The organism is Saccharopolyspora erythraea (assembly GCF_018141105.1).
Lineage (GTDB): Bacteria > Actinomycetota > Actinomycetes > Mycobacteriales > Pseudonocardiaceae > Saccharopolyspora_D > Saccharopolyspora_D erythraea_A.
In genome coordinates this window covers 1,459,268-1,482,033 of record NZ_CP054839.1, presented here as the reverse complement: position 1 = coordinate 1,482,033, position 22,766 = coordinate 1,459,268, and the positions used below count along the sequence as shown (strand labels likewise).

Annotated in this window: 21 protein-coding genes; 13 read left to right on the top strand and 8 right to left on the bottom strand. The window is 71.0% G+C overall.

All coding sequences use genetic code 11. The features are described from left to right. Positions 1 to 11 precede the first annotated feature (11 nt). Entirely contained in the window at positions 12 to 1,130 is a 1,119-nt protein-coding gene (locus tag HUO13_RS06810) for an acyltransferase family protein (protein WP_211900602.1), read from the bottom strand. Positions 1,131 to 1,300: 170 nt separating this feature from the next. Beyond that, entirely contained in the window at positions 1,301 to 2,107 is an 807-nt protein-coding gene (locus HUO13_RS06805) for an SAM-dependent methyltransferase (protein WP_211900601.1), read from the bottom strand. A 184-nt stretch (positions 2,108 to 2,291) separates the two neighbouring features. Between HUO13_RS06805 and HUO13_RS06800 the strand changes: the two genes are divergently transcribed. After that, positions 2,292 to 2,924 carry a superoxide dismutase gene (locus tag HUO13_RS06800; protein ID WP_211900600.1) on the top strand — a complete coding sequence of 211 codons (633 nt, stop codon included), beginning with the start codon at positions 2,292 to 2,294 and terminating at the stop codon, positions 2,922 to 2,924. Between the two features lie 293 nt (positions 2,925 to 3,217). Here the strand turns inward: HUO13_RS06800 and HUO13_RS06795 are convergent, their stop codons facing one another. The 3 genes from HUO13_RS06795 to HUO13_RS06785 all read right to left on the bottom strand — a co-directional run bounded on the left by HUO13_RS06795 (position 3,218) and on the right by HUO13_RS06785 (position 6,080). Continuing rightward, positions 3,218 to 3,547 carry a hypothetical protein gene (locus tag HUO13_RS06795; RefSeq protein ID WP_211900599.1) on the bottom strand — a complete coding sequence of 110 codons (330 nt, stop codon included), beginning with the start codon at positions 3,545 to 3,547 and terminating at the stop codon, positions 3,218 to 3,220. Positions 3,548 to 3,798: 251 nt separating this feature from the next. Next, positions 3,799 to 4,497, bottom strand: coding sequence for a response regulator (locus tag HUO13_RS06790; RefSeq protein WP_211900598.1), 699 nt, complete (start codon positions 4,495 to 4,497; stop codon positions 3,799 to 3,801). Then, positions 4,494 to 6,080, bottom strand: a complete 1,587-nt coding sequence (locus HUO13_RS06785; RefSeq protein ID WP_211900597.1) for a sensor histidine kinase — start codon at positions 6,078 to 6,080, stop codon at positions 4,494 to 4,496. Before HUO13_RS06785 ends, HUO13_RS06790 begins: the two co-directional genes overlap by 4 nt. Before the next feature lie 226 nt (positions 6,081 to 6,306). On the opposite strand from HUO13_RS06785, the gene HUO13_RS06780 reads away from it, so the two are divergent. From HUO13_RS06780 to HUO13_RS06765, 4 genes are all read left to right on the top strand, one after another. Beyond that, the gene (locus tag HUO13_RS06780; protein WP_211900596.1) at positions 6,307 to 7,293 is read left to right on the top strand and encodes a Bug family tripartite tricarboxylate transporter substrate binding protein; all 987 of its coding nucleotides are present in this window, start codon (positions 6,307 to 6,309) and stop codon (positions 7,291 to 7,293) included. Continuing rightward, positions 7,290 to 7,829, top strand: a complete 540-nt coding sequence (locus tag HUO13_RS06775) for a tripartite tricarboxylate transporter TctB family protein (RefSeq protein WP_211900595.1) — start codon at positions 7,290 to 7,292, stop codon at positions 7,827 to 7,829. The genes HUO13_RS06780 and HUO13_RS06775 overlap by 4 nt, the downstream gene beginning before the upstream one ends. Before the next feature lie 4 nt (positions 7,830 to 7,833). Next, positions 7,834 to 9,363 carry a tripartite tricarboxylate transporter permease gene (locus HUO13_RS06770; RefSeq protein ID WP_211900594.1) on the top strand — a complete coding sequence of 510 codons (1,530 nt, stop codon included), beginning with the start codon at positions 7,834 to 7,836 and terminating at the stop codon, positions 9,361 to 9,363. 263 nt (positions 9,364 to 9,626) lie between these two features. Next, a complete protein-coding gene (locus HUO13_RS06765; protein ID WP_249124500.1) occupies positions 9,627 to 10,085 on the top strand; it encodes a hypothetical protein in 459 nt (152 codons plus the stop codon). A gap of 346 nt (positions 10,086 to 10,431) precedes the next feature. On the opposite strand, the gene eat is transcribed toward HUO13_RS06765, so the two are convergent. Then, a complete protein-coding gene (eat, locus tag HUO13_RS06760; RefSeq protein ID WP_211900593.1) occupies positions 10,432 to 11,880 on the bottom strand; it encodes an ethanolamine permease in 1,449 nt (482 codons plus the stop codon). A gap of 267 nt (positions 11,881 to 12,147) precedes the next feature. On the opposite strand from eat, the gene HUO13_RS06755 reads away from it, so the two are divergent. The 7 genes from HUO13_RS06755 (at position 12,148) to HUO13_RS06725 (ending at position 19,379) form a co-directional block, all read left to right on the top strand. Continuing rightward, positions 12,148 to 13,509 carry a glutamine synthetase family protein gene (locus HUO13_RS06755; protein WP_211900592.1) on the top strand — a complete coding sequence of 454 codons (1,362 nt, stop codon included), beginning with the start codon at positions 12,148 to 12,150 and terminating at the stop codon, positions 13,507 to 13,509. After that, the gene (locus HUO13_RS06750) at positions 13,490 to 14,218 is read left to right on the top strand and encodes a gamma-glutamyl-gamma-aminobutyrate hydrolase family protein (protein ID WP_211900591.1); all 729 of its coding nucleotides are present in this window, start codon (positions 13,490 to 13,492) and stop codon (positions 14,216 to 14,218) included. The genes HUO13_RS06755 and HUO13_RS06750 overlap by 20 nt, the downstream gene beginning before the upstream one ends. After that, positions 14,215 to 15,585 (top strand): aldehyde dehydrogenase family protein, encoded by a 1,371-nt coding sequence (locus HUO13_RS06745; RefSeq protein ID WP_211900590.1) that lies wholly within the window; start codon positions 14,215 to 14,217, stop codon positions 15,583 to 15,585. The genes HUO13_RS06750 and HUO13_RS06745 overlap by 4 nt, the downstream gene beginning before the upstream one ends. A 101-nt stretch (positions 15,586 to 15,686) precedes the next feature. Then, positions 15,687 to 16,454, top strand: coding sequence for a 3-oxoacyl-ACP reductase (locus HUO13_RS06740; RefSeq protein WP_211900589.1), 768 nt, complete (start codon positions 15,687 to 15,689; stop codon positions 16,452 to 16,454). 48 nt (positions 16,455 to 16,502) lie between these two features. Beyond that, positions 16,503 to 17,249 carry a FadR/GntR family transcriptional regulator gene (locus HUO13_RS06735; RefSeq protein ID WP_249124499.1) on the top strand — a complete coding sequence of 249 codons (747 nt, stop codon included), beginning with the start codon at positions 16,503 to 16,505 and terminating at the stop codon, positions 17,247 to 17,249. A gap of 218 nt (positions 17,250 to 17,467) precedes the next feature. Beyond that, positions 17,468 to 18,211 carry a MerR family transcriptional regulator gene (locus tag HUO13_RS06730; protein ID WP_211900588.1) on the top strand — a complete coding sequence of 248 codons (744 nt, stop codon included), beginning with the start codon at positions 17,468 to 17,470 and terminating at the stop codon, positions 18,209 to 18,211. A 229-nt stretch (positions 18,212 to 18,440) separates the two neighbouring features. After that, on the top strand, positions 18,441 to 19,379 hold the full coding sequence (locus tag HUO13_RS06725; protein ID WP_211900587.1) for an endonuclease/exonuclease/phosphatase family protein: 939 nt from the start codon (positions 18,441 to 18,443) through the stop codon (positions 19,377 to 19,379). Between the two features lie 57 nt (positions 19,380 to 19,436). Here the strand turns inward: HUO13_RS06725 and HUO13_RS06720 are convergent, their stop codons facing one another. Further along, complete coding sequence (locus HUO13_RS06720) at positions 19,437 to 20,147, bottom strand: dienelactone hydrolase family protein (protein WP_211900586.1); 711 nt, start codon at positions 20,145 to 20,147, stop codon at positions 19,437 to 19,439. A 50-nt stretch (positions 20,148 to 20,197) separates the two neighbouring features. Continuing rightward, the gene (locus HUO13_RS06715) at positions 20,198 to 20,806 is read right to left on the bottom strand and encodes a hypothetical protein (protein WP_211900585.1); all 609 of its coding nucleotides are present in this window, start codon (positions 20,804 to 20,806) and stop codon (positions 20,198 to 20,200) included. A gap of 505 nt (positions 20,807 to 21,311) precedes the next feature. Between HUO13_RS06715 and HUO13_RS06710 the strand changes: the two genes are divergently transcribed. Beyond that, positions 21,312 to 22,691, top strand: coding sequence for a glycerophosphodiester phosphodiesterase family protein (locus HUO13_RS06710; protein ID WP_249124498.1), 1,380 nt, complete (start codon positions 21,312 to 21,314; stop codon positions 22,689 to 22,691). The last annotated feature ends 75 nt before the right edge of the window (positions 22,692 to 22,766 follow it).

The following is a 22,766-nucleotide window of genomic DNA, read 5'->3' as shown; positions in this document are numbered from 1 at the left end:
TCGACGGCCGCTCAGGCGGACTTGGCGGGGGCCGGGCGAAGCCGGTCGTAGGTGCCCATCAGGAAGCGGTGCGCGGGGCGTTCCACGACGCGCGTCAGCAGCCAGCCCGCGACCACGCCCGTGCCCACCATCGCCGCGGTCTGCGCGGTCGGTCCCGCACCGGCGTCCTGGAGCTTGCGCGAGACGATGTAGCCGATGGTCTGGTGGGTGAGGAAGACGCCGTAGGAGATCCCGGCGAACCACTGGACGCGCCTGCCCAGCCAGTCCGGCACCACCCGGTTCCAGTCCGGGCCGTAGGCGGTCGCCGCCACGACCACCATCCCGGCGCAGACCGCGACCGTCGAACCCCAGTCGGCGACCAGGCCCTCCGGCGTCTCCGAATAGTTGTGCAGCGCCTGGGCGACCATGCACGAGGCCAGCAGCGCGCAGAAGTGCGGTGTGCCGATGCGGCGGGTCGACCACAGCCAGATCACCACCCCCGCCACCAGCAGGTGCCAGCGGTGCGCGCCGATGCCGTCGACGAGCATGCGGTACGGCTCCGGCGGGTTGGACACCCGCAGCGGCCACTGCGCGACCGGCAGGAGCACCGCCGCCCACAGCACCACCCGCAGCCGCGGTCCGCGTCCCCAGCTCGACCGGTACAGCAGTGCCGCGGCGGTGAAGCCCATGAGCTGCAACGGCACCGTCCAGTGCGAGCCGTCGATGAAGGGGTGGTCCTGCGGGTGCCAGTTCCACAGCATGAGCAGGTTGGCCAGCAGGTCGCCCCACCCCGGGTCGAACCAGCCGTCGACCGGGACCAGCCGCATCACCGCGTAGATGAGCAACACCGCCGCCAGGAAGGGCGGCAGCAGCCGGGCGATGCGGCCCCACCAGTAGCGCAGCACCGGCCCGCGCCCGATGGTCACGCAGGCGAAGTAGCCCGAGATCAGCAGCAGCAGGCTCGCCCCGACCTGGTAGGGGAAGACCAGCTTGCGGCTCTCCAGCTCCGGGTGCAGGAAGACGCCGAGGAACGTCGCGTGGTAGAGCATGACCAGGGTCACGCAGCCCGCGCGGACCAGGTCCCAGCTGATCTTGCGCCTGCTCCGGGTGCCCGAGGGGGCCGAGGTCGCGGTGCTGGTCTGCTCGGACACGCCGCCACGTTAGCAAGGGCGGTTCGTCCGCATTGCCGCTGAGGTCGCCACCGCCGATTTCCGCCCCCGCCAACGGTGTCCGGACGCCCGCGGGTCGTTTGGGTCGTCGTGGCGCCAGAAAGGCTCACGGGTCTCGTCGGAGGTCGTGCCCGGTGCGGTGCGGTAGGGGGTCAGGGCTTGCAGCCGACGGCGACGTAGGCCATCGAGCGTTCCACGGGGACCTCGTCGCGGTGCCCCGGGTCCGGCCGCCACTCCGGGAGGTAGACCACGCCGGGCTCCACCAGCTCGAAACCGGCCAGCAGCTCCCGCACCCGCTCCCGGCCGCGCAGGGTGTTGGGCCTGCCCTCGTGCATGGTGAGCCGGCGGACGGCCTCCATCTCCTCGGGCCGGTCGTCGCCGGTCAGGTGCGACAGCGCCAAATACGAGCCGGGCACCAGCGCGTCGCGGTACTGCTCGAGCATGGCCTCCGGATCGTCGTCGTCGGGGATGAACTGCATCAGCGCGAACAGCAGCACCGCGACGGGCTGGTCGAAGTCCAGCAGCCGCCGGGTCTGCTCGTCGTGGAGCACGGCCCGCACGTCGCGGACGTCCTTGCGCACGATGGCGGTGTTCGGGTCGCCGTTCAGCAGCAGCTCGCCGTGCGCGACCGCCATCGGCTCGCTGTCGACGTAGACGACGCGGCAGTCCGGGGCGACCTCGCGGGCGGTCTCGTGGGTGTTGCCCGCGGTGGGGATGCCGGAACCGAGGTCGAGGAACTGCCGGATGCCGCGCTCGGCGAACATGCGCACCACGCGGCGCATGCACGCGCGGTTCTCCAGCGCGGCGTGGCGCAGGTCCGGTACCAGCGCCAGCAACCTGCGCGCGTAGGTGCGGTCGCACAGCAGGTTGTTCTGGCCGCCGAGGTAGAAGTCGTAGATCCGTGCGCCGTTCGGGCGGTCGAGGTCGTGGTCTGCGGTGAGCCACGTCGGGTCGGACATCACGGCCTCCGTCGGCTATGTGTTCTCGCGCACATTAGCGCCTGAGCCGACGCCCCTGACAGGGCCGGTTCGGGTAGCGGCGACGCGGTGACGCAGAACACCCGCTCCGATCCGTTGACCTCCAGCGCGCTCGAGGTTCGAGACTCGGCGTCGTCAGGACCAAGATCGATGCGAGGAGTCCGGAATGGCTCAGTACGTGCTGCCCGAGTTGGATTACGACTACGCGGCGCTGGAGCCCGCGATCTCGGGGGAGATCAACGAGCTGCACCACAGCAAGCACCACGCGACCTACGTCAAGGGCGCCAACGACACGATCGACAAGATCGCCGAGGCCCGGGACAAGGGCGACTTCGGCTCGATCGTCGGGCTGGAGACCACGCTGGCGTTCAACCTGGCGGGCCACTCGCTGCACCTGGTGTGGTGGAAGATCCTCAGCCCCAACGGCGGGGACAGGCCCACCGGGGAGCTGGCGGCGGCCATCGACCAGGACTTCGGGTCGTTCGACAAGTTCCGCGCCCAGATGGAGGCGGTGTCGACCACGATCCAGGGCAACGGCTGGGGCGTGCTGGCCTGGGACCCGGTCGGTCAGCGGCTGATCACCCAGCAGCTGCGCGACCACCACTCCAACCTGTCGATCGCCACCACGCCGCTGCTGGTGTTCGACATCTGGGAGCACGCCTACTACCTGCAGTACCGCAACGTGAAGGCCGACTACGTCAAGCAGCTGTGGAACGTGGTCGACTGGGACGAGGTCGCCAAGCGGTTCCAGGACGCCCGCGCCGGCTACAACGGACTCCGCCTGCCCGCGGTTCTCTGACGCCTTTGCCGGCGCGCTCGAAAAGCGGGCTCCGGCCGGAGCGCGGTATCGGTGGCGACCCTTGTGCTTTACGTCGAGGCCGGCCCACTTTCCCGTCGCGTCGATTAGGCGGTTGCGCGTCGTGGGCCGCTATTCGTGTCAGGGTGGACCAAAGAAGCAGTCGCCCTTTCCGGGGTGCTCGGTGAAACCGTGGGAATCCACGTCCGCAGCAGAGCGCTTGGCCCGGAGAAGAACTCCGGGCCAAGCGCTGTTTCTGCGGCTGCCACCGTCTGATTCAGAGGTCCGGGCCTGCCTCAGCCCTGCCGCTGCGTACCGGTCTGCTCGTTGGTGTGCACGTTGACCTGGTTGTTGTGGTTGTTCAGGGCCTGCTCCTGCTTGTGGTCCCCGTGCTTCTTGTGGTCGCCATGCTTCTTGTGGTCCGCGTGCTGCTTGTGGTCCTTCTTGCAGTCCTGCTTCTCAGGCTTGTGGTCCTTCTTGCAGTCGTGCTTCACGGGCTTGCACTCGTGCTTGCAGTGCTGGACCGGCTTCTCGTGGTGGTCACCGTTGGCCAGTGCCATGCCCGGGGCGCCGAACAGCAGGGGGAGGCCGAGAGCCGTCGCGACGAGGACGCGCTTGATAAGCATTACTGCTCCTTCGAAGTGATGCGTGATGGGTCGACAAAGAATCCGTGGAGACGTTCGCTGAATGTGAGTTCGTCTCCCGGTTTTGCGGAAATGCGGAATTCAGTTGTGGTAGTGCCTTCTTGAAGATAGCCCGACCGTTTCGGTGCGCAAGTTGATCATTCACACTTGCTTCGCGCGGCGACGAGAATCGACTGGTGAAAATGTCTCGCCGCATCGCGTACGACTTGCAGCAAGACGCTGGAGAACGAGTGTCAGTCCGACCAGCGGTAGCGGCGTTCCGGCCTTCCGGTGCCGCCGTAGCGGAGGCGCACCTCCGCCCGCCCGGTCACCACGAAGTGCTCCAGGTACTTGCGGGCGCTGACCCGGGAAAGTGCCGTGGCGTCGGCGCATTCGGTCGCCGAGAGGTCACCGCCGCCTGCGGTTCGCTCGCGCAGGATGTCCTCGACGATTCGCGCGGTCTCGCTCGAGACGCCCTTGGGCGGCGCTGAGGAGCCGCGCGCGCGGGATCCGAAGAGCCGGTCGACGTCCTGCTGCACGGCCGGGGCGTCGCCCGGCATCGCGCTGAGCCTGCGGTGCAGCGACCTGAAGTTCTCGAGCTGGTCGCGCAGCGCCTCGTAGCTGAAAGGCTTGATCAGGTAGTGCAGCGCGCCGCCGCGGATGGCGCCGCGCACGGTGTCCAGGTCGCGGGCGGCGGTGATCACGATGACGTCGGGGTCGGCCGACGGGCTGCCGGTGCCCGCCCGCAGCTCCCGCAGCACGGCCAGGCCGTCCATGTCGGGCAGGTAGATGTCGAGCAGCACCAGCTCGGGCCGCAGCTCGCCGACCGCGCGCAGCGCGTCGGCGCCGGTGTGGGCGGTGCCGACGACCTCGAAGCCTGCCACCCGCGAGACGTAGCCGCTGTGGATCTTGGCCACCATGAAGTCGTCGTCGACGACCAGAACCTTGATCACGACGTCCCTCCCGGAGCGGGGCCGATCGGCAGCCGGGCGGTGAACACCGCGCCCCGGTCGTTTCGAACCTGCACCGAGCCGCCCCGGCGGCGGCAGATCTGCCTGGTCAGCGCCAGTCCCAGTCCTCGATCGCCGCCCCTGGCGGCCTTGGTGGTGAACCCGTGGCGGAACACCTCCTCGGCGATCTCCGGCGCCACGCCCGGCCCCGAGTCGCGCACCACGACCGTCACCTCGTCGTCGTGGCGCAGGTCGACCTCGACGAAGTCCCGCGTGCTGCCGGGCGAGCCCTCCAGCGCGTCCAGCGCGTTGTCGACGAGGTTGCCCAGCACGGTGACCAGGTCCGCCGAGAGCTGCTCGTCGATCTCGCCGAGCGCCGCGCCCTCGTGCAGCCGCAGGCCGACGCCGCGCTCGGCGGCCAGGCTCGCCTTGGCGATCAGCAGCGCCGCGGTCGCCGGGTCGCCGACCCGGGCACTCACCTCGGTGTGCCACTGCTCGCGGGTGTGGCTGACCCGGTCGACGTAGCGCTGCAGCTCCTCGTACTCGCCCAGCTCGATCAGGCCCGAGATGGTGTGCAGCCGGTTGGTGAACTCGTGCGCCTGCGCCCGCAGCGTGTCGGTGACGTCGCGGTGGGCGTCCAGCTCGCGGCGCAGGTCGACCAGCTCGGTGCGGTCGCGCATCGTGACCACGGCGCCGACCGAGGAGATCGGCATCCGGTTGAGCACCACGACCCGGCCCCGGCGCAGCACGATCTGGTCGACGCCGTCGGTGCGGCCGGTGAGCACGTCGGCGGCGCGCTCGTTGAGCCCGAGCCCGTCGATCGGCCTGCCCACGCAGTCGGCGGGCAGCGACAGCAGCGCGCGGGCCTGGTCGTTGACCAGCGTGATGCGGTTCTGCTGGTCCACACCGAGCACCCCCTCCCGGATACCGTGCAGCAGCGCCTCCCGGTGTTCGACCAACCGGGTGATCTCCTGCGGCTCGAGGCCGAGAGTCTGTCGCTTGACCCGCCGCGCCAGCAAGACCGAGCCCGCGATGCCCAGCACGGTGGCGAAGGTCAGCAGCGTCAGCGGGTTCTGCGGTGCCTCCCGCAGCCCCTGCAGCACGTCCGGTGTCTCCCGGCCCGCCGAGACCACGCCGATGATCCGCGCGTCGGCGGAGATCACCGGGACCTGCGCCACCAGCGAGTCGACGCCGTCGGTGTCGATCTCGCCCACCCACGCCCGGCCGGAGAGCGCGGTGCTGGCGCCCGTCGGCAGGCGCTGCCCGCGCTGGTCCGGGTCGGGCGAGGTCAGCACGATTCCGTTGCCGTCGGCGATGATCACGTGGTCGGCGCCGGAGAGGCTGCGGGCGCTCTCGGCCAGGATCGGCAGCACGTCGTGGCGGAACGGGTCGGGCAGGCTCACCCGGACCCCATCGGTGGCCGCGAGGTCCTCGGCGACCGAGAGCATGCGGCGGCCCTCGGTGGCGCGGAACGCGGCGTCGGACTGGGTCACCGAGAACACCGCGATCGAGGCGAGCAGCACGAAGATGATCAGCAGCTGCCAGACCAGGAGCTGCCGCGACAGCGAGCCTCGCACCGCCTCCACCTCCCTCGCTCGCGGAAGCCGACGTTAACCCGCCCGGTCGGCCGGCGGAGCACGCGGGTCGGAGAAACCGCAGGTCGTGGGGCCGGGTGGCGCCCGGCGCGGCGGCCGGTCCGGTTACGCAAAGAACAAAACGATCGATGCTTGCGCAAGCGAGACAGAACGCGCGGTGCGTGGTCACCATGACCCAACTCACTTTTTCCCACCACAACGGAGAGGCGGGACAACCGTGCGACTACGCAGTGCGCTGGCGGTCGTCGCGTCGCTGCTGCTGGTGCTCCTGGTGCCGCCGCTGGCGAGCACCGGCACCGACAGCGGCGCAGACGCCGAGATCCGCGGGTTGCGGATGCTGGTGCCGAACTCGCCCGGCGGCGGCTACGACATCACCGCCCGCACCGCGGTCAAGGCGATGGAGGACGCCGGGCTCAACTCGAACGTCGAGGTCTTCAACCTGCCCGGCGCGGGCGGCACCGTCGGCCTCGGCCGGGTGGTCAACGAGCGCGGCAACGGCAAGCTGGCGATGTCGATGGGCCTGGGCGTGGTCGGCAGCGTCTACACCAACCACTCGCCGGTGTCGCTGCAGGACACCACGCCGGTGGCGAAGCTGATCGAGGAGTCCAACGTCGTGGTCGTCGGCAAGGACTCGCCCTACCGCGACCTCGGCCGGCTCCTCGCCGACTGGAAGGCCCGGCCCGGCGACGTGCCGGTGGGCGGCGGCTCGTCCCCGGGCGGCCCGGACCACCTGGCTCCGATGCTGATGGCCAGGGCCGTCGGTCTGAGCCCGAAGCAGGTCAACTACGTCCCGTTCGACGGCGGCGGCGAGCTGCTGGCCTCGGTGCTCGGCGGCAAGGTCGCCTTCGGCGTCTCCGGCATCGGCGAGTACCGCGACCAGATCGAAGCAGGGGAGCTGCGCGTGCTGGCGGTGACCGGCAAGGAGCGGCTGCCGGGCGTGGACGCGCCCACCCTCACCGAGGCAGGCGTGGACGTCGAGTTCACCAACTGGCGCGGCATCGTCGCACCGCCCGGCCTCTCCGAGCCCGACCGCAAGAAGCTGGTCACCCTGTTCACCCGGCTCAACAAGAGCCCCGAATGGCAGGAGGCGCTGCAGCGCAACGGCTGGACCGAGGCGTTCGCACCGGGCGAGCAGTTCGGCGCGTTCCTGCGCCAGGAGAACGACCGGGTCGCCTCGGTCCTGAAGGAGTTGGGGCTGGCATGAGCACGACCGAACTCCAGCCGGCCGCCGAGCCCCGGCGCGCGCGGCGCGGCTGGCTGAAGGAGCACTCCGAGCTCGGCATCTGCGTGGTCCTGGCCGCGCTGGGCGTGCTGGTGCTGGTGGACGCCTGGACCATCGCCACCGACTTCACCCAGCGCGGCCCGGTCGGACCGAAGACCGTGCCCTACCTCGTGGGCGGTCTGCTGCTGCTGGTGTCGGTGCTGCTGGCGCGCGACGTGCTGCGCGGCGGCCGCGGCCAGTCCGAGAGCGGCGAGGACGTCGACCTGTCCGCGCCGAGCGACTGGCGCACGGTGCTGCTGCTGTCGGCGGCGTTCCTGGCCAACGCGGTGCTGATCAACGTCATCGGCTTCCCGCTGTCGGGGATGATCCTGTTCTGGGGCTGCGCCTACGCGCTGGGCAGCCGCAACACCGTGCGCGACCCGCTGGTGGCCGCGGTGCTGTCGGTGCTCACCTACCTCGTTTTCAACCACCTGCTCGGTGTCCCCCTGCCCGGCGGCCCGCTGATGGGGGTGCTGTGAAGTCATGGAATCGCTGAACCTGCTCCTGGAGGGCTTCTCCACCGCGCTGACACCGATGAACCTGGTGTGGGCGGCGATCGGCGTGCTGCTGGGCACCGCGATCGGAGTGCTGCCCGGCATCGGACCGGCGATGGCGGTCGCGCTGCTGCTGCCGGTGACCTACGCGCTGGAGCCGACCGGTGCGTTCATCATGTTCGCCGGCATCTACTTCGGCGGGATGTTCGGCGGCTCGACCACGTCGATCCTGCTCAACACCCCGGGTGAGAGCGCGGCGGTGGTCGCGGCGATGGAGGGCAACCCGATGGCCCGCAAGGGCCGCGGCGCGCAGGCGCTGGCGGCGGCGGCGATCGGGCACTTCATCGGCGCCATCGTCGGCATCACGCTGCTGACGCTGCTGGCGCCGACGGTGGCCTCGCTGGCGGTCAACATCGGCGCGCCGGACTACCTGGCGATCATGGTGCTGGCGTTCATCGCGGTCACCTCGGTGCTGGGCAGCTCGCGCATCCGGGGCATCGCCTCGCTGCTGATCGGCCTGACCATCGGCCTGATCGGGCTGGACGAGATGACCGGTCAGCAGCGGCTGACCTTCGGGCTGCTGCACCTGGCCGACGGCGTCGACGTGGTGATCGTGGCGGTCGGGCTGTTCGCCATCGGCGAGTCGCTGTGGGTGGCCGCGCACCTGCGCCGGACCTCCGGCCAGGCGATCCCGGTGGGCAGGCCGTGGCTGGGCGCCGAGGACGTGAAGCGCTCCTGGAGGCCGTGGCTGCGCGGCCCGCTGATCGGGTTCCCGTTCGGTGCGATCCCCGCCGGTGGCGCGGAGATTCCGACGTTCCTGTCGTACGTGACCGAGAAGCGGCTGTCCAAGCGGCGCGACGAGTTCGGCAAGGGCGCCATCGAGGGCGTGGCGGGGCCGGAGGCCACCGCCAGCGCCTCGGCGGCGGGGACCATGGTGTCGATGCTGACGCTGGGCCTGCCGACCACGGCGGTGGCCGCGGTGATGCTGGCGGCGTTCCAGCAGTACGGCATCCAGCCCGGCCCGCTGCTGTTCGAACGCGAGTCGGAGCTGGTGTGGGCGCTGATCGCCAGCATGTTCATCGGGTCGGTGCTGCTGCTGGTGCTGAACCTGCCGCTGGCGCCGCTGTGGGCGAAGCTGCTGCAGATCCCGCGGCCCTACCTGTACGCGGGCATCCTGTTCTTCGCCAGCGTCGGCGCCTACGCCGTCGGCGGGGAGTCGCTGGACCTGCTGCTGCTGTTCGTCATCGGCCTGATCGGCTTGGCGATGCGCCGCTACGGGCTGCCGGTGCTGCCCGCGATCATCGCGGTGATCCTCGGCCCGACCGCCGAGCAGCAGATGCGGCGGGCCCTGCAGATCAGCGACGGGGACCTGACCGGCCTGGTCAACACCCCGTTCTCGGTCACCGTCTACGGCGTCGTCGTGCTGATCCTGCTGTGGCCGCTGGTCGTGCGGTTCACGCCGTGGGGTCGTGCCAAGCGCGCCGCGGCGGCGCAGGAGAAGGAGAACGCTGAGGTCTGAGCATCCGCCTCGGCGCTCCGATGGCGCGGGTCGCGCGGTGCGTGGGCCGCGCGGCAGGCGGCGGCGCGTGGCGCCGCACGCGGGGTGGTGGTCCGGTTCGTTCCCCCGTCACCGGATCACCACCCCGCTCCTGCCTTCCGGCGGGGATCTCCCGGCGACCTCGCGCGGGAAGGCCAGTTGCGGGGAAACTCCGGGCCATCGCGGGGGTTTCCTCTTCCGGCCAATCGGCACCGACGCGTCGTCGCGCTCGCTACGCTGCACCGGTGGACGCCGCACAGTGCTGGTTCTGCGATTCCCCTGCGAGTCCCGCTGACCGGGTGGCCGTCGTCCTGAGCCGGGACCGCACGCAGACGTTCATCGTCATCGGGATCTACGAGACGTGGCGGCAGGCCTACCGGATCGTGCCCCGGTGCGGGCGCTGCCGGATCGGGCACAGCCTGGAACGCGGCTTGCGGCGGGTGCTGATCGGCTCGGCGGCGTTCACCGGGCTGATGCTGCTGCCGCTGGCCGCCAGCAACCTCAGCGGGGAGCCCTGGAAGGACCAGTGGCTGGCGGTGTTCCCGGTGCTGCTGACGATGGGGCTGCTGGTGCTGTGGTGGGGTGTGCTGGACAACTGGTTCGGCTGGCACCGGCTGGCGCCGCGGCCGGAGCGCTACGCGCTCGAGCATCCCGCGGTCCAGGAGATGTTCGAGGAAGGCTGGGAAGGCGGCACCCCGCTGTAGCGCTGCCCGGCCTGGCGTGCACCCCCTCCGGAGGTGGGGCAAGCCCCACCAGCGGAGTGGGGAGCCTGCCCGGCGGCTCGGGGGAACGCACCATCGACCCGGCCCCCTCGGGCTGGCATCTTCTGTTCAGAGGAACAGAGCTGCGGGGTGTGGACGTGGCCGTCCGGCCGGTGACCGGGCGGCCACGTCCGCGCCTGGACCCGGAGTCGGGGGCGCCGCCGCGTTGGCCTGCGCCTGGAAGGGCACCGCGTCCACATGCGGTCCGGCCCCACCGCGTCCGCCTGGTGACCGGGACGCCCCGCGGCCACGCCCGCTCTCCCGGGCCTGCCGCGCCCGGCCCCTCCGCCTACGAGAGCTCTGCCTCGGCGGCCTCCACCGCAGCGAACTCCTCCTCGGGCGCGTTGGCGATGAGGTGGTGGCGGCTGTAGAACCAGAAGTACGCCAGGGCCGCCACGAAGATCGCCGCCGTGATGGCCGCGGCGACCTCGTCGACGAAGAACGTCGCGACCACCGCCGCCACGGCCAGCACCAGGGCGGTGCCGGTCGTCGCGGTGCCGCCCGGGGTGCGGTAGGGGCGCTCCAGGCCGGGCTCGCGGCGGCGCAGCACGATGTGCGAGAGGTTCAGCAGCACGTACGACACGGTCGCGCCGAAGACCGCGATGTTGATCAGCTGCGCGCCGTCCTGGGTGATGGCCGCCAGCGCGAAGCCGATGGTGCCCGGCACGATCAGGGCCGCGTACGGCGTCCGGCGCCTGCCGGTCACCGACAGCCAGCGGGGCAGGTAGCCGGCGCGGGAGAGCGCGAACAGCTGCCGGGAGTAAGCGAAGATGATCGAGAAGAAGCTCGCCACCAGCCCGGCCAGCCCCACGTAGTTGATCACGTGGGCCAGCAGGCTGTCCTCGCCCTTGGCGGCGCGGGCCGCTGCGGGCAGCGGGTTGTCCGCCCCCGCGATGACCGACGAGCCGGCCCCGCCCGGTGCGACCAGCAGGATCGCCAGCCCCGAGACCAGCAGCACCAGCACCGCGGCGATGATGCCGCGCGGCATGTCGCGCCGCGGGTCGCGGGCCTCCTCGGCGGCCAGCGGCACGCCCTCCACGGCCAGGAAGAACCAGATCCCGTAGACCAGGGCCGCCAGCACCCCCGCGTAGCCGAACGGCAGGAACTCGCTCGCGCCCGCCGCGCCGGTCGGTGCGATGTCGAAGAGCTTGTCGGTGGAGAACTCCGGGATCATGCCGAGCACGAAGGCCACCAGGGCCACCACCGCCACCGCGGTGATCACGAACATCAGCCGCAGCGCCTCGCCGACGCCCCACAGGTGGATGCCGACGAAGACCGCGAAGCACACCAGGTAGACCGGCCAGCTGTTGGTGAGCCCGAACAGCCCGAGCGACTCGACGTACCCGCCGATGAACACCGCGATCGCGGCCGGGGCGATGGAGTACTCGATGAGGATTGCCGTGCCGGTGGCGAATCCGCCCAGCGGTCCCAGCGCGCGCCGGGCGAAGCCGTAGCCCGCGCCCGCGACCGGCAGGGCGGAGGCCATCTCGGCCAGGCCGAAGACCATGCAGGTGTACATGGTCGCCATCAGCGCGGTCGCGATGAGCAGGCCGCCCCAGCCGCCCTCGGCGAGCCCGAAGTTCCACCCCGCGAAATCGCCGCTGATGACGTAGGCGACGCCGAGGCCCGCGAGCAGGACCCACCCCGCGGCACCGCCCTTGAGCGACCGGTTCTCCAGGTAGTCGCGGCCGACGTGCTCGTAGTCCACTTGCTGGCGGTGTCGTCGTTGTGCGGTCACCAGACGTTCCTCCCGGCGGTGCGGCGGCGGGCTGATTTGGTATGTCTCTGGCCCTTTGGATAGTTGGGCAGAGTGCGCCGACGGCTGCCCGCTGTCAAGGCCGCGCCGGGAAACCTGGCCGGCGCAGAACGAAACCAACTCGTCTCGCCGATCGCACCCGGCCGGGTGTTGACACCTCCCCGGTCGCTCCCCATGATGTGCCGCAAAGGTCTGGTAGTGAACCAATAGTCATCCGGGAGCCCCCGGAGCGGCCGAAAGGGGAAGCCGGTGGGGCCAAGCGATCAACCGCTGGCGGTCGAGGAGCTGCGCGGACTGGTGGAGTCGGGCGCGGTGGACACCGTCGTGGTCGCCATGACCGACATGCAGGGCAGGCTCCAGGGAAAGCGGTGCTCCGGGCGCTACTTCCTGGAGCAGGTGCTCGACCACGGCACCGAGGCGTGCAACTACCTGCTGGCCGTGGACGTCGACATGACCACTGTGGACGGCTACGCGATGACCTCGTGGGAGACCGGCTACGGCGACTTCGTCCTCCGGCCGGACCTGGCCACGCTGCGGCTGGTCCCGTGGCAGGAGGCGACCGCGCTGGTGCTGTGCGACGTGCTGTGGCACTCGGGTGAACCGGTAGCCCCGTCGCCGAGGCAGGTGCTGCGCGGCCAGCTCGACCGGCTCGCCGAGCTCGGGCTCACCGCCCACGTCGGCACCGAGCTGGAGTTCCTGGTGTTCCGGGACAGCTACGAACAGGCGTGGGACAAGCGCTACCACGGCCTGACCCCGGCCAACCAGTACAACGTGGACTACTCGGTCGCGGGCACCGGCCGGATCGAGCAGCTGCTGCGGCGGATCCGCAACGACATGGGCGGCGCCGGGCTGTACGTGGAGTCGGCCAAGGGCGAGTGCAACCTCGGCCAGCACGAGATCGCGATCCGCTACTCCGACGCGCTGACGAGCTGCGACAACCACACGCTCTACAAGAACGGGGCCAAGGAGATCGCCGCCCAGGAAGGGCTGAGCCTGAGCTTCATGGCCAAGTTCGACGGCCGCGAGGGCAACTCCAGCCACATCCACGTGAGCCTGCGCGACGCCGACGGCCCGGTGCTGCCGGGAGACGACCCGGACGGCTTCTCCCCGATGATGCGGCACTTCATCGCCGGGCAGCTCGCCTGCCTGCCGGAGCTCACCTACTTCTTCGCCCCGAACATCAACTCCTACAAGCGTTTCGCGAAGGGAAGCTTCGCGCCGACGGCCGTGGCGTGGGGCCGGGACAACCGCACGTGCGCGCTGCGGGTGGTCGGCCACGGCGAGGGGCTGCGGGTGGAGAACCGCGTGCCCGGCGGCGACATCAACCCGTACCTCGCGGTCGCCGCCACCCTGGCCGCCGGACTGCACGGCATCGCCGAGCGGCTGCCGCTGGAGCCGATGCTGGAGGGCAACGCCTACGCGGCGCAGAAGGAAAGCGTGCCGACGACGCTGCGCGACGCGGCCCGGCTGCTGGCCGACAGCAAGGTCGCCACCGAGGCGTTCGGGCCGGATGTCGTCGAGCACTACGTCAACGCCGCGCGGGTCGAGCTCGACGCCTTCGACACCGCGGTGACCGACTGGGAGCGCATCCGTGGTTTCGAGCGGCTCTGACCGGCCACGCATCGGGATCAGCACCTACGTGGAGTGCGCGAGCTGGGGAGTGTGGCAGCGCGACGCGGCGTTGCTGCCGACCAGCTACGTGCACGCGGTCCACCGCGCGGGCGGGATTCCCGTGCTGTTGCCGGTGCTTCCCGACGGCGAGTCGGCCGCGCTGTCCGCAGTGGACGGACTGGTGCTGGCGGGCGGCGCCGACGTGGACCCCGCGCGCTACCGCGCCGTCCCGCACGAGGCGGTGCGGGTGACCCGGCCCGAGCGCGACGACTGGGAGACCCGGCTGCTGCGCGCCGCGCTCGACCGCGACATGCCGGTGCTCGGCGTGTGCCGGGGAGCGCAGGTGCTCAACGTCGCGCTGGGCGGGTCGCTGCACCAGCACCTGCCCGAGCGGGTCGCGCACGAGCGCCACCAGCCCGCGCCCGCGGTGTTCGGCCGCAGCCGGGTCCGCCTGCGGCCGGGCAGCCGGATCGCGCGGGCGCTGGGCGAGGAGGCGGAAGTGCCCTGCTACCACCACCAGGCGCTGGACCGGGTCGCCGACCGGCTCGAGGTCACCGGCCACGCCGAGGACGGCACCGTCGAGGCCGTCGAGCTGCCCGGTCACCGCTTCGTGGTCGGCGTGCAGTGGCACCCCGAGGAGGACACCGACGACATCCGGCTGTTCGAGGCGCTGTCGGCCTCGGCCGGAGATTCTGGAGGTATGCGGTGAGCACCGCCCACCCCGTGATCAACCCCGCCACCGAGGACGTGGTCCGCACCGTGGCGCTGTGCACCGAGGACGACACCGACCAGGCCGTCGCCCGCGCCGTGCGAGCCCAGCGGTCGTGGAGCGCCCTGGCGCCGGCCGACCGGGCGCGGCTGCTGCGGCGCTTCGCCGAGGCGGTCGACGCCGACCGCGAGCACCTGGCGTGGCTGGAGGTGCAGAACTCCGGGCACACGATCGGCAACGCCCGCGGCGAGGCGGGCAACGTCCGCGACGTGCTGCACTACTACTCCGCCGCCCCCGAGCGGCTGTTCGGCCGCCAGATCCCGGTGGCGGGCGGGGTGAACGCGACCTTCCAGGAGCCGCTGGGCGTCGTCGGCGTGATCGTGCCGTGGAACTTCCCGATGCCGATCGCGGCGTGGGGTTTCGCCCCGGCGCTGGCCGCGGGCAACGCCGTGGTGCTCAAGCCCGCCGAGCTGACCCCCCTCACCGCGATCCGCATCGGCGAGCTGGCCCTGGAGGCCGGGCTGCCGGAAGGGCTGTTGCAGGTGCTGCCCGGGCAGGGCGCGGTGGTCGGACAGCGCTTCGTGACGCACCCCGATGTCGCCAAGATCGTGTTCACCGGCTCCACGGGTGTCGGCAAGTCGATCATGGCCGGATGCTCCGAGCAGGTCAAACGCGTCACCCTGGAACTCGGCGGCAAGAGCGCGAACATCGTCTTCGCCGACGCCGACCTCGAACGCGCGGCGGCCACCGCACCCTACGGGGTGTTCGACAACGCCGGGCAGGACTGCTGCGCCCGCTCGCGCATCCTCGTGCAGCGGGCCGTGTACGAGCGGTTCATGGACCTGCTGGAACCGGCGGTGCGGGGTGTCGTGGTCGGAGACCCCTCCGACGAGAAGACCGAGATGGGACCGCTGATCTCGGCCCAGCACCGCGCCCGGGTCGCCGCCTACGTGCCCGACGGGGCGCCGGTGGCCTTCCGCGGCGAACGCCCGTCGGGCCCCGGTTTCTGGTACCCGCCAACGGTTCTGGCGCCGGTCGACCTGGACGACCCGGTGTTCGCCGAGGAGGTCTTCGGTCCGGTGGTGGCGGTGGTCCCGTTCGACGACGAGGCCGACGCGGTCCGCATCGCCAACCGCACCGACTACGGGCTGTCGGGCTCGATCTGGACCCGCGACGTGGGCCGCGCGCTGCGCGTCTCGCGGGCGGTCCAGGCGGGCAACCTTTCGGTCAACTCGCACGCCTCGGTCCGCTACAGCACGCCCTTCGGCGGGTTCAAGCAGTCCGGCCTCGGCCGCGAGCTGGGACCCGACGCGGTCGACGCCTTCACCGAGACCAAGAACGTCTTCATCGCCACCGAGCAGGACTGACCGCGGTAGCGGTCGAGCCGAGCAGCGCGGTCGCCGGGGACCCCGACCCGCCGGCGCCCGCGCACACCCGATTCCCAACCACGTACCGAGGAGTGATCCCGTTGTCCCAACGCCTTCAGGACCGCGTCGCCGTCGTCACCGGCGGTGCAGGCGGCATCGGCCTGGCCACCGCCCGCCGGTTCGCATCGGAGGGGGCGAAGGTGGTCGTCGCCGACGTCGACGCCGACGCGGGCAAGCGGGCCGCCGACGCGGTGGGCGGCCTGTTCGTCCAGGTCGACGTCACCAGCGAGGCCGACGTCGAGGAGCTGTTCGCCCGCGCGAAGCGCGAGTACGGCTCGGTCGACATCGCCTTCAACAACGCGGGCATCTCGCCGCCAGAGGACGACTCCATCCTGGACACCGGCCTGGAGGCGTGGCGCCGAGTGCAGGAGGTCAACCTGACCTCGGTGTACCTGTGCTGCAAGTACGCCATCCCGCACATGCGCGAGCAGGGCAGGGGCTCGATCATCAACACCGCCTCGTTCGTGGCGAAGATGGGCGCGGCGACCTCGCAGATCTCCTACACCGCCAGCAAGGGCGGCGTGCTGTCGATGTCGCGGGAGCTGGGCGTGCAGTTCGCGCGCGAGGGCATCCGGGTCAACGCGCTGTGCCCGGGGCCGGTGGACACCCCGCTGCTGCGCGAGCTGTTCGCCAAGGACCCCGAGCGCGCGCAGCGGCGCCTGGTGCACGTGCCGATGGGGCGCTTCGCCGAGGCCGACGAGATCGCCGCCGCGGTCGCGTTCCTGGCCAGCGACGACGCCTCCTTCATCACCGCCTCGGAGTTCCTGGTGGACGGCGGCATCTCGGGCGCGTACGTCACGCCGCTGTGACGGCGCGGCGTATCGTCGCCCCCGACGAGGTACGTGCGGGGAGAGCTGGTGACGAGCGAGGAAGAACCGCTGGTGCTGCGCAACCGCGCCAGCGACGCGTTGTTCCGAGCGGTGCGCACGGGCAACGCCTTCGAGGAGACCGTGGAGCGCCTGCTGCAGGCGATCCGCCTCGGCGTCGTCGCGCCGGGGGAGCGGCTGCCCGCCGAGCGGGAGCTGGCGACCCGGCTGGGCGTCAGCCGGGTCACCCTGCGGGAGGCGATCCGCGCGCTCCAGGAGTCCGGCTACGTCGAGTCGCGCCGCGGCCGCTACGGCGGCACGTTCGTCAACGTCGAACCGCCGCGGGCCAGCCGCAAGGGCCCGCGGCGCATCGCCAGGGAGATGGGCGTCGACCTGCACGACGCCCTCACCCACCGCCACGTCCTGGAAACCGGCTCTGCGGAGCTGGCCGCCTCCCGCGAGCTCGGCGAGGCCGAGCGCGCGCACCTGGTTTCGCGGCTCTCCAGCGCCGGGACGGCGGAGCTGCACACCTACCGCAGGCAGGACTCCCGGCTGCACCTGGCGATCGCGGAGCTGACCGGGTCGGCCTCGCTGACCTCGGCCGTCGCCGAGGTGCGGATGCGCCTCAACGAGCTGCTCGACGCGATCCCGCTGCTGGAGCGCAACATCGTGCACTCCAACGAGCAGCACGAGGAGGTCGTGCGGGCCATCCTCGACGGCGACCCGGCCGCCGCCCGCAAGGCCATGGCCGAGCACCTGGAAGGCACCGCCTCGCTGCTCCGCGGCTTCCTTTCGTGAGCCGCTCGGTGGCGCGGCCCCGGCGGAGTCGGCAACCGCCCGGCCTCGCCGTCGGGCCTGCTGCCCACCGAGCCATCGCGCCTGCTGCCCGCCGCCGACGTACTGCGCCGCCGGCCCGTATGCCGCCCTGCCTCCCGCGCCACCGGTCCGGGTGGCGGGGGCGGAGATCATCCACGGTTGTCCACACCCTGATCCCGACGGCAACTAGACTGCGTGGAGTGGCGGAGTACCGGATCGACGACTTGGCGCAGGCAGCGGGCACGACGGTGCGCAACGTGCGCGTCTACCAGGACCGCGAGCTGTTGCCGCCGCCCCGGCGGGAAGGCCGCGCCGCCATCTACTCGGACGCGCACCTGGTGCGACTGCGGCTGATCATCAACATGCTGGAGCGCGGGTACGCGTTCGCCCAGATCAGGGAGATGCTGTCGGCCTGGGAGTCCGGCCGCAGCCTGGCCGACGTCCTCGGCCTGGAAGAGGTGATGGGCGCGTCCTGGGCCGAGGAGGCGCCGCGCGCGGTCACCACCACCGACCTGCGGACCATGTTCGGCAAGCAGTTGACGCCGTCGAACCTGCGCCGCGCCCAGGACCTCGGGCTGCTGGAGCGCAGGGGCACCAAGTTCGTCGCGCCGAGCCCGCAGCTGCTCGACGCCGGCCGCGAGCTGGTGTCGCTCGGCGTGCCGCTGAAGGAGGTCCTGGACCTGGCCGAGCAGCTCCAGAGCGACGTCGACCACGTCGCGGGCCTGCTCGTCGAGGTCGTGCGCAAGCACGTCCTCGGGCCCGCGGAGTGGACGCCCAGCCGCGACGAGGTCCCGCACTACGCCGACGTCCTGCAACGGCTGCGGACGCTGGTGATGTCGGCGCTCAGCGCCGCCGCCGCGCGCTCGGCGCAACGCGTCATCCCGGAGGTACTCGGCGACAAGCTCGTCGAGCTGCTGGAGAACAAGCCCGGCGAGGCTTCCTGAGAGCTGCCCCGCCCGTTGTTCACCCGGGCTGCCGCGCCTCCTTCACCTGGGCCGCCGCGCCCACTATTCACCGGCGCTGCCGCGCCCGCGCTTCACCTCGGCTGCCGTGCCTCGTGTTCACCTGGACCGCTCCGTCCGCTGTTCACCTGGCCGTCGTCCCGAACTGATTTTGCGCGCAGTTGATCGGTGCTACCTTGTTTCGGTCATGATCGAGCATGGAGGGTGCCGCATGCGCGCTGGCAGTCGACTGATGGCGGTCCCGTTGGCCGCCGCCCTGCTCTGCACCGCGGCCGGTTCCGCCGCGGCAGGCTTACCTGGCAACGACGACGCGACCTTCGGCGTCGTCTCGCTCAACGCCTGGCACGGCGGCACCCAGGTCGACGACGGGGTGGCCAAGACCGAGGCGTTCGTCCGTTCCACCGGTGCCGATGTGTTCGGCATGCAGGAGACGGAGGGAACGCTGGCCGACGAGCTCGCAGGGCGGCTCGGCTGGCACAGCTACCAGACCGGCGACGTCGCGCTGCTGAGCCGCTATCCGATCGTCGAGCGCTTCCAGTCCCGCGTCGGGGTGGGTGCGCGGCTGCAACTCGACGACGGCAGGCAGGCGGTCGTGTGGAGCGTGCACCTGAACTACACCCCGTACGGCCCCTACGACGCGTGCTTCGACCACATGACGCCGCAGCAGATCCTCGACCGGGAGGAATCCTCCGGCCGTGTCGCAGAAATCCGCGAGACGCTGGAGAAGATGGCGCCCCAGATCGAGCAGTCGCGCGACGGCGGCGCACCCGTCTTCCTCACCGGCGACTTCAACGCACCGTCCCATTTGGACTGGACGGAAGGGGCGCGGGACAGCCACTGCGGCTACACCGTCCAGTGGCCGACCAGCGTCGCGGTCGCCGAAGCGGGGCTGGCCGACTCGTTCCGCGAAGCCAACCCGGACCCGGCGGCGACTCCCGGCAACACCTGGTCTCCGGTCTATCCCAAGCACGAGGGGTCCACCGGCGCCAACGAGCCGCAGGACCGCATCGACTTCGTGCACCACGCCGGCTCGGCGCGCACGGTGTCGTCCACCGCCGAGGTGCGCGGGGAACCCGCACCGGTTCCCGATCACGCGGGCAACGAGTGGCCCACCGACCACGCCGCCGTGGTGAGCTTCTTCGACTGGTGACTGCGGCCGCAGTCCTGCGTCCGCCTTTCGGGCTGCTCAGGCGGCCAGGCGCTCCGCTCAGGCGGCCAGGTGCTCCGCGAAGAAGTTCTGGACCCGCCGCCACGCGTCTTCCGACGTCTCGTGGTGGTAGCCGAAGCCTGCGACCCTGGCCAGGACGTTGAACGGGCCCAGGGGCAGGCGGTTGGCGAAGCTGTGCCCGGCGTCCGGGTACTCCTTGACGTCGTGGGTGACACCTCGCGCGGAAAGCTCTGACTCCAGCTTGGCCGCCGCACCCCGCAGCATCGGGTCCTTGGCGCCGAAGGACGCGACGATCGGGCAGGCACCGTCCAGGACGGACGGGTCGCTGGGGAGCTGGCCGTAGTACGGAGCCGAGGCGTCGAATCCGCGTGAAGCTCCGATGATGGCGAAACCGCCACCCATGCAGAACCCGGCGACGCCGACCTTGCCGGTGCAGTCGTCGCGGCCGGTCAGGAAGCCCCGGGCCGCGTCGACGTCGTCGAACGCCTGGCCCCGCGCCTGCTGGAGGTCACGCATCACCGAGCGCACGCACCGCGCGAAACCGCCGCGCGCGTAGAGGTCCGGCGCCACGGCGAGACAGCCGGCGGTGGCGAAGCGCTCGGTGATCGCGCGGATGTCGTCGCTGAGCCCGGCGGCGTCGTGCACGACCACGACGCCGGGCCACGGCCCGGGACCGGAGACCGAGGGGAGCGGGGTCGCGACGTAGGCGGGGATCGTGCCGTTGGGGGTGCTGATCTGTGCGGTGGCCATGGTCAGAACCTAGCGCGGAACGCACGCGTCTCGCATTGGGTGCGGCGCGACTACCGGAGCACGGCGTACAGGCCGCCGCCGAGAGCCGTGCCGAGCACCGCGCCCCCGATCGCCTGCGCCGGAGTGTGGTCGCCGGTCACGACCCGCGACCAGCCCACCAGCGTCACCACGAACGCGCCGAGCCACCACCACAGGCCGAAGGTGAGGGCCGTGATCGCGACCGTGCCCGCGGCGATGGCGCTGTGCATGGAGATCTTCCACCACTTCGTCACCACCGTCGCCGCGGTGAGGCAGATCAGCATCGTCGTCACCAGGGACACCAGCACGCCGGGCGCACCGCCCACGACCATGACCAGCAGTCCGGTCAGCACGGAACCGAGCGCGACGATCAGCGGCAAAATCCGGTCCTTCTGGTCGCGGACGTGGTGAGTGTCCCACCGGCCCGCCCGCGCGCCGCGCGCGAGGAACCAGATCGGGATACCCGAGCAGAAGCCCGCCGACACCAACGCCCACAGCAGTCCGGCCCTGAGGCCGGGGCTGCTGGCGAGCGAGATCGCGACGGTCACCGCGCAGACCAGCACGGCGGGTGCGAAGACCTCGGCAACGATCCTGGCCAGCCGGATTCCGGCGGCCTGGCCGCCTTTCTCGGTCGCGGTCACCGGGTCCGCCTCTCGCTCGAAGTGCTCTGCTCGCCCAGCACACTAATCGCGGCCACGGCTGCCCGGGCGCGTGCTGGGCAAGATCGCCCAGCGGCAGGCCGACCAGCAGCCGGATGGCAGGACACGGCCGATCGAGACGACGGGTCCGGCTTTAGGTACTGCACCGGCACTCGACCTCTGCCGTAGTTCGGTAACCGGGCAATCCCCACTTTGCGGCTCAGGACTCTTCGAGGGGCCCCAGGACCGTGTAACGCACAGGGCTCCCTCCGCGGTGAGCTGTTCGCCCGGCTCGAGCAGTTGGCCGCTCGCCGTGCGCGGGTTGAGCATGCCGTGGATACCCAGCACCGGTGCGGACAGGTCCGCGCGAAGTCGAATACCGTTCCCGGGTGCGCCAGGTTGGGCGGTTTGTTCACCACTGTTCACGCACCCCCTTCGGGGTGGTTTGACTTTCATTCAAGTGCCCGTTCAAGGCTGGCCTGCCCTGTTCGCGAGGATTGGAGCCCATGTGGGCACGCTGACCCGAACCGCTACCTGCTCGCTCGTGTTCGCCGTCATGTTCCCCACCGCATCCGCGGTGGCGGCACCCCAGGTGACCTCGTTCGACCAGATCCACCAACGCCTGCTCGACCACTCCCCGCAGGCACCACTGATGATCGCCGCGCACCGCGGCCAGTGGCGCGAGTTCCCGGAGAACTCCCTCCCCGCCATCGACGAGGCGATCCGCGACGGCGCGGAGATCGTGGAGATCGACATCCGCCGCACCGCCGACGGCCATCTGGTCCTCATGCACGACGAGACCGTCGACCGCACCACCAACGGCACCGGCAAGGTCTCCGACCTGACGCTCGCGCAGATCAAGCAGCTACGGCTCAAGGAGCGCCTCGGCGGTGCCGACACGGCGCTGACCGAGCACACGGTGCCGACCTTCGCGGAGGCGATGCTCGCGATCCGCGGTCGCGCGCTGGTCAACCTGGACAAGGCGTGGAGTGTCCGCGAGGACGTCTACCGGGTGCTCAAGGCGACGGACACGGTCGACCACGGCCTGTTCAAGGGCAGCGAGACCGTGCCGGAAGCGGCGGAGTTCATGGCCAAGGATCCCGAGATCCTCTACATGCACATCATCAACGACCACAACGCCGGTGTCGTCGGGACCTTCCCCGGTCGGCAGCCGGTGGCCTACGAGGTCGTCTTCGACCAGCCCACCGACCCGCAGGTTCAGCCCGCTCTGCTGGACCGAATCCAGCAGGACAGCCGGGTATGGATCAACACGATGTGGCACGGGCTGGCCGCGACCCACACCGACGAGGCATCGCGACGCGACCCGGCGCTGGGGTGGCAGGAGATCGTCGAGGGCTACGACGCGAGCATGATTCAGACCGACCAGGTCGAGGCACTGCACTACTGGCGTAACGGCGGTGATATGCGGTTCTGGGAGGCCCAGCGCGGCAACCGCACGGTGCGGGTACAGGCCGAGGATTACGCGCCGGGCGGCGAGGGCGTCGGCTACCACGACCTCGATCCCAACACCTGCGGTCTCCGTCCGGAGGGCGACGTCGACGTCTGCGACGTGGAGGGCGCGGTCGCGGTCGGCGACGTCCGGTCCGGCGAGTGGCTCAGGTACACAGCCGACATCAAAAAGGCCGGGCAGTACGAGGTGTCGGCCCGGCTGGCGTCCGGCAGCGCACCCGCCGGGCACGTCACCGTGGACTGGGGCAATGGCGAGGCAACCGGTTTCGACGTCATGAACACCACGCACCTCGAGCGCGCGTTCACCACGCAGCCGGTGCAGACCCGCCACTTCGAGCCGGGCACCCACGAGTTCGTGGTGCGGATCGACAAGGCGAACCGGTTCAACCTCGACTACTTGCAGTTCGACCTGAAGTGATCGCGCCGGATCCTGTCGGCCCTGCCGATGCGCGGGCCGACGGAATCCGGTCACCTCGGTCAGGATGGACCGATG

What these genes read in the sequence shown, in the direction of transcription:
- HUO13_RS06775 (WP_211900595.1), top strand. Translation starts at nt 7,290, where the DNA reads ATGAGCACGACCGAACTCCAGCCGGCCGCCGAGCCCCGGCGCGCGCGG.
- HUO13_RS06805 (WP_211900601.1), bottom strand. Translation starts at nt 2,107, where the DNA reads ATGTCCGACCCGACGTGGCTCACCGCAGACCACGACCTCGACCGCCCG.
- HUO13_RS06795 (WP_211900599.1), bottom strand. Translation starts at nt 3,547, where the DNA reads ATGCTTATCAAGCGCGTCCTCGTCGCGACGGCTCTCGGCCTCCCCCTG.
- HUO13_RS06725 (WP_211900587.1), top strand. Translation starts at nt 18,441, where the DNA reads ATGCGCGCTGGCAGTCGACTGATGGCGGTCCCGTTGGCCGCCGCCCTG.
- HUO13_RS06720 (WP_211900586.1), bottom strand. Translation starts at nt 20,147, where the DNA reads ATGGCCACCGCACAGATCAGCACCCCCAACGGCACGATCCCCGCCTAC.
- HUO13_RS06800 (WP_211900600.1), top strand. Translation starts at nt 2,292, where the DNA reads ATGGCTCAGTACGTGCTGCCCGAGTTGGATTACGACTACGCGGCGCTG.
- HUO13_RS06770 (WP_211900594.1), top strand. Translation starts at nt 7,834, where the DNA reads ATGGAATCGCTGAACCTGCTCCTGGAGGGCTTCTCCACCGCGCTGACA.